Source organism: Mycobacterium parmense, assembly GCF_010730575.1.
Classification (GTDB): Bacteria; Actinomycetota; Actinomycetes; order Mycobacteriales; family Mycobacteriaceae; genus Mycobacterium; species Mycobacterium parmense.
In genome coordinates, this window is the sequence record NZ_AP022614.1 from 851,003 (window position 1) to 865,210 (window position 14,208).

Sequence of the window (14,208 nt, forward strand, 5' to 3'; positions counted from 1 at the left end):
CGGATGCTGGCGGTGTACCCGATGGGGAGGAGTGCCGTGAGCGTCGCGATGGTCGCGCCGGAAGCCATCACCGAGCAGTGTGGCGGCGAGACAATCGAGGTCACGTTTTCGGGGCGGTTCGGGTTCGGGATCGACCAGTGGGCGTACCTGCCCTTCGAGGTGCCGGCGGGCGGCGTGCGGCGGATCCGGGTCACCACCTCGCATGACGACTTTGCGGTCGGCGGGCTCATCCGAAACGTGTTGGACCTCGGGATGTTCGGTTCGGCGGGACACAGTCTGGGCAACGCGGCGGGGTTCCGGGGCTGGTCCGGCGGGGCACGCGACGGCTTCACGATCTCGGCGACCGATGCCACGCCCGGCTACCTCGCCGGCCCGATCGAGCCGGGCCTGTGGGCGGTGGCCCTTGGGCCGGTGGTGCTGAGTCCGTGGGGGATGACGTGGCGGGCACGGGTCACCCTGGAGAGGGGCGGGGGCGGCGCGGAAAGCCCGGTAGTGGCCCGTTGGTCACCACCCGTTCGCGGCGCGGGCTGGTATCGCGGAGACCTGCACATGCACACTGTGCATTCCGACGGCGAGCGGGACCCCGGTGAATTGGTCGCGGACGCGGACTCCGCCGGCCTGGACTTCATCGTCTCCACCGACCACAACACCAATTCCGCGAATCGGGTGTGGCCCGCCCACCACACGGCAGGGCTGCTGGTGGTGCCCGGCGAGGAGGTCACCACCCGGCACGGGCATTGGCTGGCCGCCGGGCTGACGCCGGGGGCGTGGGTCGACTGGCGGTACGCACCGCGCGACGGCGTGTTCCCGCGCTTCGCCGCCGAGGTCCGCGGGGCGGGAGGCCTGGTGGTCGCCGCCCATCCCGCCGCGCCGCTGCCGGGGTCGTTCTGGGAGTTCGGGTTTGACGACGTGGACGCCCTCGAAGTGTGGAACGGCCGGTGGAACCTCGACGACGAAGCGTCGCTTCGTATCTGGCACAAGCTGCTCTGCGAGGGCCGGCGCGTCGCGGCGGTGAGCGGCAGCGACTCCCACGCCCGCTCGCAGCCGGTCGGTGCACCGCAGACCGTGGTGCATGCGCGCGAGCTGTCGACGCCGGCGCTCGTCGAGGGGCTGCGCCGCGGCCGCTCCTACATCGCCCGGTCGCGTTGCGTGACAGTGGAACTCACCGCGACCTGTCCTGGCGCACTTGAGGCGGCCGGGCCGGGGGAGACGCTGATGGTGCCCGACGATGCTCCGGTGACGGTGACCGCGATGATCACCGGCGGCGCCGGTACCACCGCCCGCCTCATCACCGCGGCGGGCTGCGCGGGACGTGCCGCGGTGCGCGGGCCGGCGCGGACCATGGTGCGCTGGGAGGTCGACGCCGCGTCGGCGCGCTTCGCTCGACTGGAGGTGCGCGAGGCGCGGCGGCGGCCGCTCGGCGCGATGGTGGCGTTCACGAATCCGGTGTGGCTGGTCGCGCTGTGAGGTCTCGAGCCGCTAGCTCCTGGCCTCCAGGGCCTTTGCCGCGGCTTCGCCTTGTTCGGTCAGTCCGAGCCAGATACAAAATTCCCATTCAATCGGGTTGTCGTGGTGGCTGACGAAGCGGTCATAAACGCGTTCCATTGCCGCGTTTATCGAGAGGTCCCATGCCGGAAACTTGGCGTCGGGCCCGGGGAGATCGCCAATCTGCATGAGCCCGTCGTCCAGAAGCGATCTGATCGTTCTCAGCGCCAGATCTTGCTGCTGTGAGAGCGTCTCGGCGAGGTGGTAGTGGGCTATCGTGGTCGTCACTTCTATCATCGGTACCCAGTCGTAGAGACCACTGGTCAACAGCTCCGTGCGGAGTTGTTCTTGGGCGGCCGCCTCTGCGTTCGCGCGAGCGACCTTGTCAGGTTCGGTCATGGCCTCTAACTCCTTCGCAGGGCTTCGGTGGTCGCTTACGGGCGCCCATCTACTTATTTTCTTCGAAGATCTCATCGGGGTCACCGATGATCAGTTGCCCGTGACGCGTGTGCGGTGGGTGGATCAGGTGCAATCCCGGAAATGGCCCGCCGCCGATGAATCCTCCGCTGCCGGGTGATGGCGCCTCGGGCTGAGGCACAGGCGCGACGGGCGGGCGCAATACAGGTGCCGACTCGACCGGTAACCGGACTGGTGAGGGTGGCTTGGTTGGCACCGAAAGTTGTGGCACTCCACCTCTTCCAGGGTTGACGTGCACTTTGATATAGCCATCCGGGCCGGGCAAGTGCACATCAAGCGCGGGTCGATCGGTCGACCGTGCGGCCTCACGCCGTCCGATATCGGTTCCGTCGGGCAATTTCACCCACTCGCCCTTTGCCGGGTTTCGATACCGGTTCGGGGCGCCAACCCCGTTCCGCTTCATCCAATTCCATAGTTTCTCAAGGTCGTCGGGCGATCGCACCTCTCGAATCGACGGCTTGTCGCCCTCAGGCAATCCGTCGAGCACCTTGCGGATCTCGTCGGCGCTCGGTCCGCTGTCTGGGCCCGGCTGTGGTGGGTCCCGTTTCCAACTGCGGTCCACCGCCTCGAAGCGAGGGTCCTTCGCGTCACCGACGCCGACGTTCGGCTCGTGGAAAGTCAAGTTTCCGATTGCTCCGATGGCCGCCGAAATACGTTGTGCGATCTGTTGATCCGCGGCGACCAGGGCTGCGACGCGGTGGCGGATGAAGGCGGCGTGGCCTTGAGCCTCGGCGGATCGGGCCGCGCGCAAATCCGCCGATCCGCCTCGAACACGGTCGGTGACCGCATAGTCGTCGCCTACATCGAAGCAATCTGCACGCGCATCACGGACAGCCTCCAGCACTCCTTCTCGACAGGCCCGTAGTTGTTCTTCTGCGCGGTGCGCCACGGCGGCCGCCGGCAGCAATTGGTCGGATGTTGCGCGGATTTGCACCATGTCGCCGTACGTGCGGGCGTGCGCTGAGTCGGCTGCCAGGCCTTTCCACACGCCACCCGCGGGCGCCGCGGCCTGGCGGTGAATTTCGGTGAAGACGTTCTCCCACGTCGTTGCGGTTTGGTCCCAATATGCGGCTGCATCACTCAGGTACGCGGTGTCCATGGTTGCGACTTGTGACAGCGTCGGCAACGATGTTGCGGGCGCGGTCATTTCACGGCACCGTCGCGCTGTAGACGGCGCGCATCTGCGCCGATGAGCGTTGTTCGTTGCCCGAGTACGTGTTTGCGGCCGCACCGAGGTGGGCGGCCGTCGTCCGAATACGAGACACGCACCTGGCGCCGGCGGCGGAAATCATCGCGTTGGCGGCATTGACCGCCGCGACGCTCGCGGACCACGAGGCGCCCGTGACAGCCTCTGGTCGGGCGACACCGCTGAGTTGACCGGTCGCATCGTCACACCACGCGGCATACGCACGCAGGTCTGAGTCGGTGACGCGGAGCGCGACAGCGCCACTCGCAGCGTTCATGGGCAGAGACTAGAACGGCCGTCGATGTCGGGCCAGTCACCCTGAGCGGTGGTGGCCAGGTATCGGAGGACGCCGGGCGCCGTGCCTAGCCGCTCCCCGTCCCCGGGCTGAACGTGACCGGCAGCGTGCCGAGCCCGGTCATGCTCGGGTTGCCCAGGTATTGGTGGACGTTGTCGACGTCGACCCGATAGTCGGGGATGCGGTCGAGCACCGCCCTGACCATCACCTCGGACATCAGGCGCGCCAGGTGCGAGCCGATGCAGCGGTGCGGTCCCAGCCCAAATGCGAGGTGGCGGTTGGGCGCTCGGTCCAGGATGACCTCGTCGGCGTTTGCGAATTCCTTCTCGTCGTGGTTGGCCGACAGCCAGCTGATGACGACCTTGTCGTTCTTGCGGAGGTGCTGGCCGTTGAGCTCGACGTCTTTCGTCACGGTGCGGCTCAGGGTCTGGTTGACCGAGAAGTAGCGCAGGAATTCGTCGGTGGCGGTCCGGTAGAGCTCCGGGTGGTCGATGAGCTGTTGGCGTAGCTCCGGGTGGGTGCCCAGGTGCAGCAGGGTCAGCGCGGTCTGCGACGTGGTGGTGTCGACGCCGCCGGCGATGAGGTTCCAGAGGATGTTCAGCAGCTGCTCGTCGGTGAGGCGCTGGCCGTCGAACTCGAACCGGATGAGGAAGCTCGTCAGGTCGTCCTTTGCGTCCGCGCGTCGGGCCGTCGCGAACGCGAGCACCTCATGCATCATGGCGGGGACCTGGGCGATGGCGTCGACGTACTTCGGGCTGTCTTGGGGGATGGCCATGACGGAGTGGAAGAGGTCGGCGTAGCGGTGCCAGTTGTCGAGAGGAAGGCCCATCAGCTTCATGGTGAGGATGGCCGGGACGGGGCTGGCGTAGTCGAGCACCAGGTCCATGTGCCCGTCGGCGATCTTCTGGTCGAGGAAATGGTGTGCCCGTTCTTCCATGAACGGCTTGAGCTTTTGGACGGCGCCGGGGGAGAAGAACGGCGCGAGCGCGTGCCGTAGGGCCAGGTGGTAGGGGCCGTCGATCTCGCCGATGCCCAGCGCCGGCTGGCCTTCCGGGCGCGGGACGCCCATCTCGCCCTGATAGTCGATGCCGTCGCCGGCGTTGGGCTCGTACTTGTGGGCGAAGGTGTCGCCGTCGCGAGCGGCCCGGCTGACCGCGTCGTAGCTGGCGAGGAACCAGAATCCGCCGTAGCGCTCGTTCCAGGCGACGGGGCACTTTGCTCTGAGCTCGGCGTTCTTGGCCAGCTCGTTGAGGTTGTAGTCGTCGCAGTGGTGGTCGAAGTCGACGATCGCGTCGGCGCTGACGCCGGGACGGGTTGTCATCTGAGAAGTCCTCCGACCACGACGAGAGCTCGGGTATTTACACTATCTTTGCATTATTACGCTCTTGGGTTCCGTCGAGAAAGGCCGCGATGAGCAGTCATCGGACGACGTTCAACCATGTCGGATTGTGTGTCTCCGATCGCGAGCGGTCCCGGCGGTTCTACGAGTCGGTGCTTGCCTTTCAGTTCTGGTGGGATCTCGATCCGCCCGATGGCCCTACCGCCCAGCTGGTGCAGCTTCCCGAGCCGCTCGGCGTGCACGCGACCTACCTGGTTCGCGACGGCTTCGTGCTCGAACTCATGGACTACGCGAAGCGTGAGGTTCACGCCGGGTCGGAGCGCGTCATGGATCAGATTGGGCTGACGCACATTTCGTTCTCTGTGTCCGACCTTGCCGGGGCGTTGGAGAAGGTCGCGGAGTTCGGGGGAGCGGTCGTCGACGGGACGGTCACGGAGGCGATGGCGATGATCCGTGATCCGGATGGGCAGCTGCTGGAGTTACTTTCGGACGGGTGGCTGTCGGCGTTGCCGCCGCGGCCGTAGTGCGGTTGCGCCAGCGGAGCGGACTCTGGCGACTACGCCAGTCAATGCCGACCGCCGTTCGGTGGCTTCGCGGGCGGTGATGGCTTGAAAGTTGTTGGATGGGGCTAAATCGCTGATTCGGCATAGCCGGCAGAATTGCGCTGCGCCGCGGCAAGTCAGCTGCTTGATCGCGCGGTGGTGGCGTGGCCTTGGCGGCTCGTAGAGACGGTTGACGCAGAGGCGATGTCGCATGCTAGCCCCTGACGCAGGCTGCTGGTGTTGATCCCATCAGAACGCGGGGCACGCCGATTCGATCAACGGTGAGCTACCGCCCCCTCACACCCGCTTGAACCACAACCCCCCATACGGCGGCCGAGATTTGGACTTGATACAGATTTGATGGGCGGTCATCAGCGCGGCCGAGCTGAGCGCCCTGGGCGCCTCTTCGGACGCGCCCGACCACTCGTCGGGATGCAGGTCGTGCAGGTTGAACAGCGGCCCACCGTCGCGGGGCGTGACTTCCCCCGTGGCTCGGTCCACGTCGACGTTGCCGTGATCGAGGTGGATGCACCAGAGGTTGTCGCTCTCGGCAAGTCGCTGAACGAATGTCCGTACACCGTGGACGTCGTCGAAGGTCACCGCGTACCCGGCATAGCCGTCGAGGCGCGTGACCCGGTACGTGCCGTCTTGCCGGGCTGACGTGTCGAGTTTGTAGCCGTAGCGGCCCAACTCTTCGTTGAGTTCGTGTTCGGTGCTCATAGCACCGCGACGTTAACCCTCTTCCGCCACCCGAGCGTGGCAAATGGACGATTCAGACCCGGCGAGCGCATGTCGGCCAAGCCTGTGCGGCGCCGCGGCCAATTCGAGCAAACGCCCCCACAGAAATGGGGTCTAGCATCCCTGCGGGGGCCTGGTCGCGCCAGTGTCAGCTGGCCTGGGTGTGAGGCGTCGGGGCATTGACCGCGAAAGGCCATGCTATGAGCGATAAACCGAACGTCCTGATCATCTGGGGTGACGACATCGGGCAGAGCAACCTCAGCTGCTACAGCAACGGGCTGATGGGGTACCGCACCCCGAATATCGACCGTGTGGCCACCGAAGGGGTGCTGTTCACCGACTATTACGCCGAGCAGAGTTGCACCGCCGGGCGGGCGGCGTTCATCACCGGCCAGAACCCGTACCGCACCGGCCTGACCAAGGTCGGCCTGCCGGGGGCGGAGCTGGGCCTGCAGCCGCAGGACCCCACGATCGCGACGGCGCTCAAGGCGCAGGGCTACGCAACGGGCCAGTTCGGCAAGAACCACCTGGGCGACCGCGACGAGCACCTGCCCACGATGCACGGCTTCGACGAGTTCTTCGGCAACCTGTATCACCTCAACGCCGAAGAAGAACCCGAGCTGCCCGACTATCCCAAGGATCCCGAGTTCCGCAAGAAGTTCGGGCCCCGCGGGGTGCTGCACACCTGGGTCAACGGCGACGGCACCCAGCGCGTCGAGGACACCGGCCCGCTCACCAAGAAGCGGATGGAAACCTGCGACGACGAATTCCGCAACGCCGCAGTCGATTTCATCAAGCGCCAGCACCAGGCCGGCATCCCGTTCTTCGTGTGGTTCAACACCACGCACATGCACTTCCGCACCCACACCGAGCCCGGGAGCGTGGGCCGCGCGGGCCGCTGGCAGTCGCGCTACCACGACACGATGCTGGACCACGACGACACCGTCGGCAGCATGCTGGACCTGCTCGACGAGCTGGGCATCGCCGAGAACACGATCGTCATGTACTCCACCGACAACGGCCCGCACATGAACAGCTGGCCCGACGCCGGCATGACCCCGTTCCGCAACGAGAAGAACTCCAACTGGGAGGGTGCCTACCGCGTCCCGGCGCTGGTGCGCTGGCCTGGGCACATCCCGGCCGGCTCGGTGCGCAACGGCATTGTCAGCCACGCCGATTGGTTCGTCACACTGCTCTCGGTGGCGGGTGTGCCCGACATCGCCGAGCGGCTGCGCGCGGGCACCGAGCTCAACGGCACCGCCTACAAGGTGCACCTCGACGGCTACGACCAGTTGCCCTACATCACCGGCCAGACCGATGAGAGCCCGCGCACCCACTTCTTCTACGTCTCCGACGACGGCGACCTCACCGCGCTGCGGTTCGACAACTGGAAGTTCGTCTTCCTCGAGCAGCGCTGCGTGGGCACCATGCAGATCTGGGCGGAGCCCTACGTCGAACTGCGCGTGCCCAAGCTGTTCAACCTGCGCACCGATCCCTACGAGCGGGCCGATATCACGTCGAACACCTACTACGACTGGATGGTGGACCACATCTTCCTGTTCGTCCCCGCCCAGGCGTACGTCGCCAAGATGCTGGAGACGTTGGTCGAGTTCCCGCAGCGACAGAAATCCGCGAGCTTCAGCATGGACCAGGTGATGGCCAAGTTGCGGGATGCCACCACCCGCAGCAGCTGAGCCACGATGGAGAACGCGCTTTCCTCCGGGCGTCCCGACGTCACCGAGTTGCACGCCGTGGGCCGCGGCGTGGACCGCCCGGAGCACGTGGTGGTGGCCGGCGACGGTCGGGTGTTCGCCTCCGACAAGGCCTCGGCCGTCGCGGAGCTGGTCGACGAGAACACGGTTCGGCGCATCGGGCGTGCGGGCGGCGAGCCGAACGGCATCGCGATCGACCGCGACGGCCACTTTCTGATCGCCAATTGGGGCTTGGGTGTGCTGCAGGACCTCGACCCGCAGACCGGCGCTATCACGACGATATTGAGCGGACAACTCGAGGGGCGGCCGCTGCGGTGGTTGAACTTCGTCCTGGTTGATTCCGTTGGAGCGCTGTGGTGTTCGGTGAGCACGACGGCGGATGATCTCCTCGATACCATCGCGCGCGGCACCGCCGACGGGTTCATCTTTCGGGTCGCACCGGATCGCCGATCGGCGCACGTGGTGGCCGATGCGGTGAGCTTCCCCAATTGCATGGCACTGGACCGCGACGAGGACTATCTTTACGTGGTTCGCACGGTGGCCGCCGACGTGCTGCGGTTTCCGACTCGAGGCGAAACACTCGGGCCGCCAGCGCGATTCGGCCCGCCGCTGGGCGATCGGCGCCCCGACGAGTTCGGCCCCGGCTGCGGCCAATTGCTGGCCGACCCGCAGGTGGGCCGCCGGTGGGGGATGGCCGACGGGTGCGCGTTCGACGCCGAGGGGAACCTCTGGGTCACACTCGTTGTGGCGAACAGGATCGTGGCGATCAGCCCGGACGGCCTAGCGCAAACGGTGCTCGAGGACCCCGACGGCACGCTGCTAAGCGCCCCGACCAGCATCGCCTGGGGCGGGCCGGACATGCGCGATGTCTACATCGGCTCGATCGCCACCCCGCACGTGCTCAAGGGCAGAAGCTCGGTGCCGGGCCTGCCGCTGGTCCACCAGCGCTAGCCGGCCGAAGGCCCGGGTCTCATGAAGTCCGGCAGCGCCGCCTCGGGATCCGGCGGGATCATCGATTCGGGCAGGCCCCACAGCTGCCGACTGGTGGCGCCGCCGTCGACGACGAGCGTCTGGCCGGTGATGCGCGCGGCCAGTTCGGAGGACAGGAACAACGCGGCGTTGGCGATGTCGTGGGCGCGGGGGGCGGCCAGCGGGTTGATTCCGTTGACGGCGTAAGCGTTTGGCGGCTGGTCCTCGTTGCCGGAGCCCACGTTGCCCGGCGCGACGGCGTTGGCGCGAATGCCGTAGCGGCCCAGCTCGTCGGCGCAGGTCTTGACCAGCGAGATGACGCCGGCCTTGGCGGCGCCGTAGGCGGCGTGGTAGGTCGCCGCCGCGATGCCGTCGACCGAGGCGATCGCCACCAACGACCCGCCGCTGCGCTGGGCGATCATCTGCCGCCCCACGGCCTGAAAGAGATAGAAGACCTGGGTCAGGTTGTACTGGATCGCCGCGTCCCACAATTGGGTGCTGAAGTCCTCGACCTTCGACCAGGTGGCCCCGCCGACGATGTCGACGCAGACATCGACACCACCCAGGGCCGCGACGGCGTCGTCGATCGCCCGACCGACCTGCACGGGGTCGGTCATGTCGGCGACGATGGGGACGGCCTGACCTCCCCGGCCGGTGATCTCGCCGGCGATGTGCTCCGCGCGCTGCTCGTCGATGTCGATGCAGGCCACCGCGGCGCCCGCCTCGGCGAGGGCCAGCGACGTGTACCAGCCGTGCCCCGCGCGCTCCGGGATGTAGCCCGCACCCGACACCACCGCGCGCTTGCCGGACAGCCCCAAATCGATCACGTCCGGAGTATCGAGAGTGTGTGGGCCGCGGTCAAGCGGGTGCCGAATATCGCGTCCCGGTCGCGAGATGGATCGCGGGTAGCGGAGCGCAACGTGGTGTGCGGATGGGCCGCCGTGGCGGCGGCGCTTCACGTGTCCAGCAGCTCCGGCAGGAAGATCTCCTCCGGCGTCCAGCGCCGGTCGACCAGCCCCTGCTCGAACTGGTAGCGCAGGTTGGTGCCGAGCGCAAAGCGATTGGCCTTGAGCCCGTAGGGCCACCAGTCGTCGCCGAACTGCTGCAGGTTGCGGTCGAAGAGCGCGTTCATCCACGGCACCATGCTGGGGACTTCGTACACCCGCCGCGCCTGCCGGTAGCGCTCGGCGGCGGCCTCCTTCGCCGCCACGAACGCGCGGTAGACCGCGCGGGCCACCTCCGGTTCGGCCGCCGGCGAATCGCGTCGGATCACCACGGCGTGCATCATCGGGAAGATCCCGGTCCGCCGGTGGTAGTCGCGTTCGACGGGCTCGTAGTCTTCGAACAGTCTGCGCACCAACGGCGATTCGTCCAGCACGCACTGCGGCACGTTGGCGGAGAAGAGCGCGTGAATCTTGCCCTGCTCCAGCATGGGTCCCAGCGCCTCGCCCTCGGGCGCCGCCATCACCTCGACCCTTTTAGGATGCGTCTGCGGGACGAAATCGAATGGGGTACAAGGGGAGTCGAGGCCGCCGATGACCCACCGATTGTTCTCGGGGCGAAACCCATACTCGTCCATCAGGATTCCTTTGGCCCACACGCCCGAGTCCTGGCTGTACATGCCGAACTCGCCGATGGTCTTACCGGCCAGGTCGCCCGGCTTCTTGATCCCGCTGTGGGCGTTGACGAAGATGCACGAGTGGCGGAAAACTCGGTTGGGGAACACCGGTATCGCGATGAACGGCGAGTCCGCCCCGAAGGTGCGCAGGTAAAACGTCAGCCCCAGCTCGGCCACGTCGAACTCGTGGCCGCGCATCATGCGCTCGAAGATCTCCGGGATGGTACGCGCGGTCCGCATCTCGACGTCGGCGCCGTCGACGGTCACGCTGGCGTCGAACAGCGCCGCCGTCGTCTCGTAGCGAAAGCAGCCAATCGTCAGCTTCACGTCGCCTCCCGCACGCAACCCTACTTCTCGACGTGGCGCGTGATGGTCGCGACGAGCGCGTTGACGGCGGGGCTGGTGGGTTGCGGAGCCGCGGAGGCCGGGGAGATGCCCGCGGACCCGAAGGCCGCGACGCGGTCTTCGCGGGCCAGACCGCGCTGCAGGCCGACGTCGTGCGCCACGAGCCGGGGACCGCCACGGACGGGACGCCGGTCGACGAGCCGTTCGTCACCCTGGACTGGACGTTCACCCTGGCCGCCGAGTGAAAGGATAACCCTATGGCACGCCTTCCGCTCGCCGACGCCAACGGGTACACCGATCCCGCCTACCGGCTGATAGCCAACGCCCCCAACGTCTTTGGCGGGTGGGTGGCGATGGTCGACGAGCTGTCCGCCAGCCCGACGTTCGACGTGCGCACGCGGGAGCTGATCATCTCACGGGTCGCCGAGCTGCAGGACTGCCGGTACCCGCTCGGCCGGCACCCTCTGCCTGCCGAGCTCACCGACACCGAGCGCGCCGCGCTGGGCGTCGTCGACGAACTGTGCACCACACATCGGCTGACCGACGAATCGTTTGCCGCCGCCCGGTCGGTCTTCGGCGACGAGGCGCTGACCGAGCTCCTGATGATCGTCGGCTGCTACTACGGGCTGGCGTTGGTGCTCAACGCGGCCGAGCTCGAAGTGGGCGCCCCATGACCCGGCTGCCGTACGTTCGTTTCGAGGACATGACCGAGCAGGCCCGCGAATTGACCGCGCGCCGCGGTGATTTGAACGTCTATCGCGTGCTGGCCAACGCCGGGAAGGTGTTCACCGGGTGGATGCGGGCCGGCGATGCCGCCCTGACCAGCCCCGTGTTGCCGCGAAGGCTGCGCGAACTCGTGGTGTTGCGCACCGCGTATCTGATGGACTGCGCCTACGAGCTGGGGCAACACCGGGACGTCGCGCGGACGGCCGGGGTCAGCGTGGTCGAGATCGACGCCGTTGTGTCCGAGTCCGGCTGGGAGTCAATCGGTTTCACCGAGGTGGAGCTCGCGGTGCTGCGCCTGACGAGCGAGCTGCTGACCACGCGTCGGGTCTCGGCCGCGGTGTTCGGGGACGTGCGCGGCGCCCTGGGCGTCGAGGCGACGGTCGAAGTGCTGATGGTGATCAACCGGTATGCCGGGCTGGCGCTGATGCTCAACGCTCTCGCGGTCGACCTCGACGAGACCGCGCGGCTTCCGATGCCGCCGGGCTGAGGGTGTGGGGCGAACGTCCCGGTGACCCGATCCCGGGTGCCGATCGTGAGGCTGAGGTGGCTAACGAAAAACCAGCAACCCTGATTCGGCCCGTCGATGCCCTGGAACGGGTTTTCTACCGCTACAGCGAACGCAATCCAACGCATTTCGTTTTGGTGGCCGAGTTCGACGAGGTGCTGACGGCGCACCGGGTGAGGACGGCGTTGGCCGCCGTGCAGCGGCGACATCCGTTGTTGTCAGCACACGTCGAGGACCGGCCGGGGACGCGGCTCGGCTTCTACCGCGCGGCCGTCGTCGCGCCGATCGACCTGACCGTGCGACGCGGCGGAGAGTGGCAAGCCGCCGCCGCCGAGGAGCTCAGCCTGACGTTCGAGCCCGCACGGGCGCCGCTGATGCGCGCCTCGCTGTTGCAGGGGGCCGCGGGCAGCGCGCTGCTGTTGGTCTTCGATCACGCGATCGCCGACGGGATTTCGTCGGTCTTGGTGCTCAGGGACCTGCTGGCCGTGCTCAACGGCGAGACCCTGGCGGAGCTGCCCGCCCGGCCTTCCCAGGAGCGTCTCATCGACCGCACGCTGGCGGCGGTCGACCCGATCGACCTCTCGGACATGCCCGAAGACCCCCGGATGGGCACGCCCAGCGTCATCCGCGCCTTCGACGGCGCCCTGACGAACGTGCACACCGTTGCCGTGGCGGAGACCGACACGGCGAGGTTGGCTCAGCGCTGCCGCGCCGAAAGGACCACGGTGCATGCGGCTCTGGTGGTGGCGATGTGCCGGGTGCGGGCCGCTGAACGCGGCGAGGAATTCGTGCGGGTGCTCAACCCCATCAACTCCCGGGCGCTGGTCGGCGTCGACGCGGACTTCGGTCTCTACATCCAGGCGACCTGGACTGGGCTGGAACCCGGCGACGGGCAGCCGTTTTGGAATCAGGCCCGCGCGATCACCGCCCACCTGGACGTGGCCAGGTCGGCTCGTGGGATCCGCACGGCGTCGCTGGCCATCGGGCAGGCGATGCCGGTCAACGGCGAAAACAGCCACGCTGAAGAGCTTTTCGGCCGCATTCGCCCGTGGGAGATGCTGGTCACCAACCTTGGTGTGCAAAACCTGGGCGGCACCGGCCCGTTGCGCCCGACGGCGATATGGGCCCCGGTGGTGCAAAGCCAGACCGAGGGCGAGTATGTCACCGGGATCACCACGTACGAGGGCAGGCTGAGGATGGTGACGTGCGGCTACAGCGTGCCGAGCACCTTCCTGAAGAGCGTGGTCGAGACCCTGGTGGCCCCGGTCGAGGGGCCAAAGCGCGACGCGCCGTAGGTCGGGCCCTCGCAGACCGGCATTGTCGGTGGCACGGCCCCGAGGGCGCCGAGCTGATGCGCTACCTGTATCCGGTTCGCGATCACGTCAAGCGGCTCGACCGGAGGAGGTGAACGCCGATTGTTACCATCGCGCGGTGGGTGATCGCCTCGACCGGTCGCGATCCGTCTCGCGCCGCGACGTCCTGAGATACGCCTGGATCGCGCCGGCGCTGCTCGGCGCGGCCGCCGTGCTCGACGCCCCGCGCGCGGCCGCCGGGCTGGCCGGCGCGTCGGTCTTCCTCGACCCCGGCCACAACGGCGTCAGCGACGCCTCGATCAACCAGCCGGTGACCAACGGGCGCGGAGGCACCAAGCCCTGCAACACCTCCGGCACCTCGACCGACGACGGGTACTCCGAACACGCCTTCAACTGGGCGGTCGTCGCGCTCGTCAACGACGCGCTGAGCCAGGAGGGCGTGCGGACCCAGCTGTCGCGGGACAACGACAGCTCCGTGGGCCCGTGCGTCGACCAGCGCGCGGAACAGGCGAACGCGATGAGACCCGACGCGATCGTGAGCATCCACGCCGACGGCGGACCGCCGTCGGGCAGCGGGTTCCACGTCAACTACTCGAGCCCGCCGCTGAACGACGTGCAGGCCGGGCCGGCGGTACAGCTGGCGCATGCCATGCGGGACGCGTTGGTGCGGGCCGGTTTTCAGCCGGCCACGTACATCGGGTCCGACGGGCTCTACGGCCGCGACGACCTCGCCGGGCTGAACTTGGCACAGTACCCGGCGGTCCTCGTCGAACTCGGCAACATGAAGAACGCCGACGACGCCGCGCGGATGGAAAGCGCCGACGGCCGGGCCAGGTACGCCGCCGCCGTCACCGACGGGATCACCGCGTTTCTGAACGCCAAGACGAGCTAGCCGCGCCGTCGGCTCACGCCAGGTGGCGAAGCATAACCCGCAGTGTTTCGGGGAAAGCTAACCGGC

The 14,208-nt window shown here is 67.7% G+C and carries 16 protein-coding genes; 9 read left to right on the forward strand and 7 right to left on the reverse strand.

Annotated elements, in window-relative coordinates; all coding sequences use genetic code 11:
• Positions 1 to 36: 36 nt before the first annotated feature.
• On the forward strand, positions 37 to 1,467 hold the full coding sequence (locus G6N48_RS03780) for a CehA/McbA family metallohydrolase (protein ID WP_139825974.1): 1,431 nt from the start codon (positions 37 to 39) through the stop codon (positions 1,465 to 1,467).
• A 12-nt stretch (positions 1,468 to 1,479) separates the two neighbouring features.
• On the opposite strand, the gene G6N48_RS03785 is transcribed toward G6N48_RS03780, so the two are convergent.
• The 4 genes from G6N48_RS03785 to G6N48_RS03800 all read right to left on the reverse strand — a co-directional run bounded on the left by G6N48_RS03785 (position 1,480) and on the right by G6N48_RS03800 (position 4,764).
• A complete protein-coding gene (locus tag G6N48_RS03785; protein ID WP_085271282.1) occupies positions 1,480 to 1,884 on the reverse strand; it encodes a hypothetical protein in 405 nt (134 codons plus the stop codon).
• A 49-nt stretch (positions 1,885 to 1,933) separates the two neighbouring features.
• Complete coding sequence (locus tag G6N48_RS03790; RefSeq protein ID WP_139825975.1) at positions 1,934 to 3,109, reverse strand: hypothetical protein; 1,176 nt, start codon at positions 3,107 to 3,109, stop codon at positions 1,934 to 1,936.
• Between the two features lies 1 nt (position 3,110).
• Positions 3,111 to 3,425, reverse strand: coding sequence for a hypothetical protein (locus G6N48_RS03795; RefSeq protein WP_085271284.1), 315 nt, complete (start codon positions 3,423 to 3,425; stop codon positions 3,111 to 3,113).
• 85 nt (positions 3,426 to 3,510) lie between these two features.
• Positions 3,511 to 4,764 carry a cytochrome P450 gene (locus G6N48_RS03800; RefSeq protein WP_085271285.1) on the reverse strand — a complete coding sequence of 418 codons (1,254 nt, stop codon included), beginning with the start codon at positions 4,762 to 4,764 and terminating at the stop codon, positions 3,511 to 3,513.
• Positions 4,765 to 4,853: 89 nt separating this feature from the next.
• Here G6N48_RS03800 and G6N48_RS03805 point away from each other — a divergent pair, with 89 nt between their 5' ends.
• On the forward strand, positions 4,854 to 5,306 hold the full coding sequence (locus G6N48_RS03805; RefSeq protein ID WP_085271286.1) for a VOC family protein: 453 nt from the start codon (positions 4,854 to 4,856) through the stop codon (positions 5,304 to 5,306).
• A 315-nt stretch (positions 5,307 to 5,621) separates the two neighbouring features.
• On the opposite strand, the gene G6N48_RS03810 is transcribed toward G6N48_RS03805, so the two are convergent.
• Positions 5,622 to 6,044 (reverse strand): hypothetical protein, encoded by a 423-nt coding sequence (locus G6N48_RS03810; protein WP_085271287.1) that lies wholly within the window; start codon positions 6,042 to 6,044, stop codon positions 5,622 to 5,624.
• A gap of 218 nt (positions 6,045 to 6,262) precedes the next feature.
• On the opposite strand from G6N48_RS03810, the gene G6N48_RS03815 reads away from it, so the two are divergent.
• Both G6N48_RS03815 and G6N48_RS03820 read left to right on the forward strand, forming a co-directional pair.
• Positions 6,263 to 7,756 carry an arylsulfatase gene (locus tag G6N48_RS03815; protein WP_085271288.1) on the forward strand — a complete coding sequence of 498 codons (1,494 nt, stop codon included), beginning with the start codon at positions 6,263 to 6,265 and terminating at the stop codon, positions 7,754 to 7,756.
• Between the two features lie 6 nt (positions 7,757 to 7,762).
• Positions 7,763 to 8,725, forward strand: a complete 963-nt coding sequence (locus G6N48_RS03820) for an SMP-30/gluconolactonase/LRE family protein (protein ID WP_085271289.1) — start codon at positions 7,763 to 7,765, stop codon at positions 8,723 to 8,725.
• On the opposite strand, the gene G6N48_RS03825 is transcribed toward G6N48_RS03820, so the two are convergent.
• The gene (locus G6N48_RS03825) at positions 8,722 to 9,570 is read right to left on the reverse strand and encodes an SDR family NAD(P)-dependent oxidoreductase (RefSeq protein WP_085271290.1); all 849 of its coding nucleotides are present in this window, start codon (positions 9,568 to 9,570) and stop codon (positions 8,722 to 8,724) included. The two genes, G6N48_RS03820 and G6N48_RS03825, sit on opposite strands and share 4 nt — an antisense overlap.
• 128 nt (positions 9,571 to 9,698) lie before the next feature.
• Positions 9,699 to 10,688 carry a phosphate/phosphite/phosphonate ABC transporter substrate-binding protein gene (locus tag G6N48_RS03830; protein ID WP_232066529.1) on the reverse strand — a complete coding sequence of 330 codons (990 nt, stop codon included), beginning with the start codon at positions 10,686 to 10,688 and terminating at the stop codon, positions 9,699 to 9,701.
• A 32-nt stretch (positions 10,689 to 10,720) separates the two neighbouring features.
• Between G6N48_RS03830 and G6N48_RS03835 the strand changes: the two genes are divergently transcribed.
• The 5 genes from G6N48_RS03835 to G6N48_RS03855 all read left to right on the forward strand — a co-directional run bounded on the left by G6N48_RS03835 (position 10,721) and on the right by G6N48_RS03855 (position 14,142).
• On the forward strand, positions 10,721 to 10,951 hold the full coding sequence (locus G6N48_RS03835) for a hypothetical protein (RefSeq protein WP_161494250.1): 231 nt from the start codon (positions 10,721 to 10,723) through the stop codon (positions 10,949 to 10,951).
• Between the two features lie 12 nt (positions 10,952 to 10,963).
• Complete coding sequence (locus tag G6N48_RS03840; protein WP_085271291.1) at positions 10,964 to 11,380, forward strand: carboxymuconolactone decarboxylase family protein; 417 nt, start codon at positions 10,964 to 10,966, stop codon at positions 11,378 to 11,380.
• Positions 11,377 to 11,919 carry a carboxymuconolactone decarboxylase family protein gene (locus G6N48_RS03845; protein ID WP_085271292.1) on the forward strand — a complete coding sequence of 181 codons (543 nt, stop codon included), beginning with the start codon at positions 11,377 to 11,379 and terminating at the stop codon, positions 11,917 to 11,919. Before G6N48_RS03840 ends, G6N48_RS03845 begins: the two co-directional genes overlap by 4 nt.
• Before the next feature lie 56 nt (positions 11,920 to 11,975).
• Entirely contained in the window at positions 11,976 to 13,232 is a 1,257-nt protein-coding gene (locus G6N48_RS03850; protein WP_139825976.1) for a condensation domain-containing protein, read from the forward strand.
• A gap of 136 nt (positions 13,233 to 13,368) precedes the next feature.
• A complete protein-coding gene (locus tag G6N48_RS03855; protein ID WP_085271293.1) occupies positions 13,369 to 14,142 on the forward strand; it encodes an Rv3717 family N-acetylmuramoyl-L-alanine amidase in 774 nt (257 codons plus the stop codon).
• Positions 14,143 to 14,208 lie beyond the last annotated feature (66 nt).

Bases quoted from the DNA above. Each gene is read 5' to 3' on its own strand.
- G6N48_RS03785 (WP_085271282.1), bottom strand. From the start codon at position 1,884: ATGACCGAACCTGACAAGGTCGCTCGCGCGAACGCAGAGGCGGCCGCC.
- G6N48_RS03790 (WP_139825975.1), bottom strand. From the start codon at position 3,109: ATGACCGCGCCCGCAACATCGTTGCCGACGCTGTCACAAGTCGCAACC.
- G6N48_RS03795 (WP_085271284.1), bottom strand. From the start codon at position 3,425: ATGAACGCTGCGAGTGGCGCTGTCGCGCTCCGCGTCACCGACTCAGAC.
- G6N48_RS03800 (WP_085271285.1), bottom strand. From the start codon at position 4,764: ATGACAACCCGTCCCGGCGTCAGCGCCGACGCGATCGTCGACTTCGAC.
- G6N48_RS03805 (WP_085271286.1), top strand. From the start codon at position 4,854: ATGAGCAGTCATCGGACGACGTTCAACCATGTCGGATTGTGTGTCTCC.
- G6N48_RS03810 (WP_085271287.1), bottom strand. From the start codon at position 6,044: ATGAGCACCGAACACGAACTCAACGAAGAGTTGGGCCGCTACGGCTAC.
- G6N48_RS03815 (WP_085271288.1), top strand. From the start codon at position 6,263: ATGAGCGATAAACCGAACGTCCTGATCATCTGGGGTGACGACATCGGG.
- G6N48_RS03820 (WP_085271289.1), top strand. From the start codon at position 7,763: ATGGAGAACGCGCTTTCCTCCGGGCGTCCCGACGTCACCGAGTTGCAC.
- G6N48_RS03840 (WP_085271291.1), top strand. From the start codon at position 10,964: ATGGCACGCCTTCCGCTCGCCGACGCCAACGGGTACACCGATCCCGCC.
- G6N48_RS03845 (WP_085271292.1), top strand. From the start codon at position 11,377: ATGACCCGGCTGCCGTACGTTCGTTTCGAGGACATGACCGAGCAGGCC.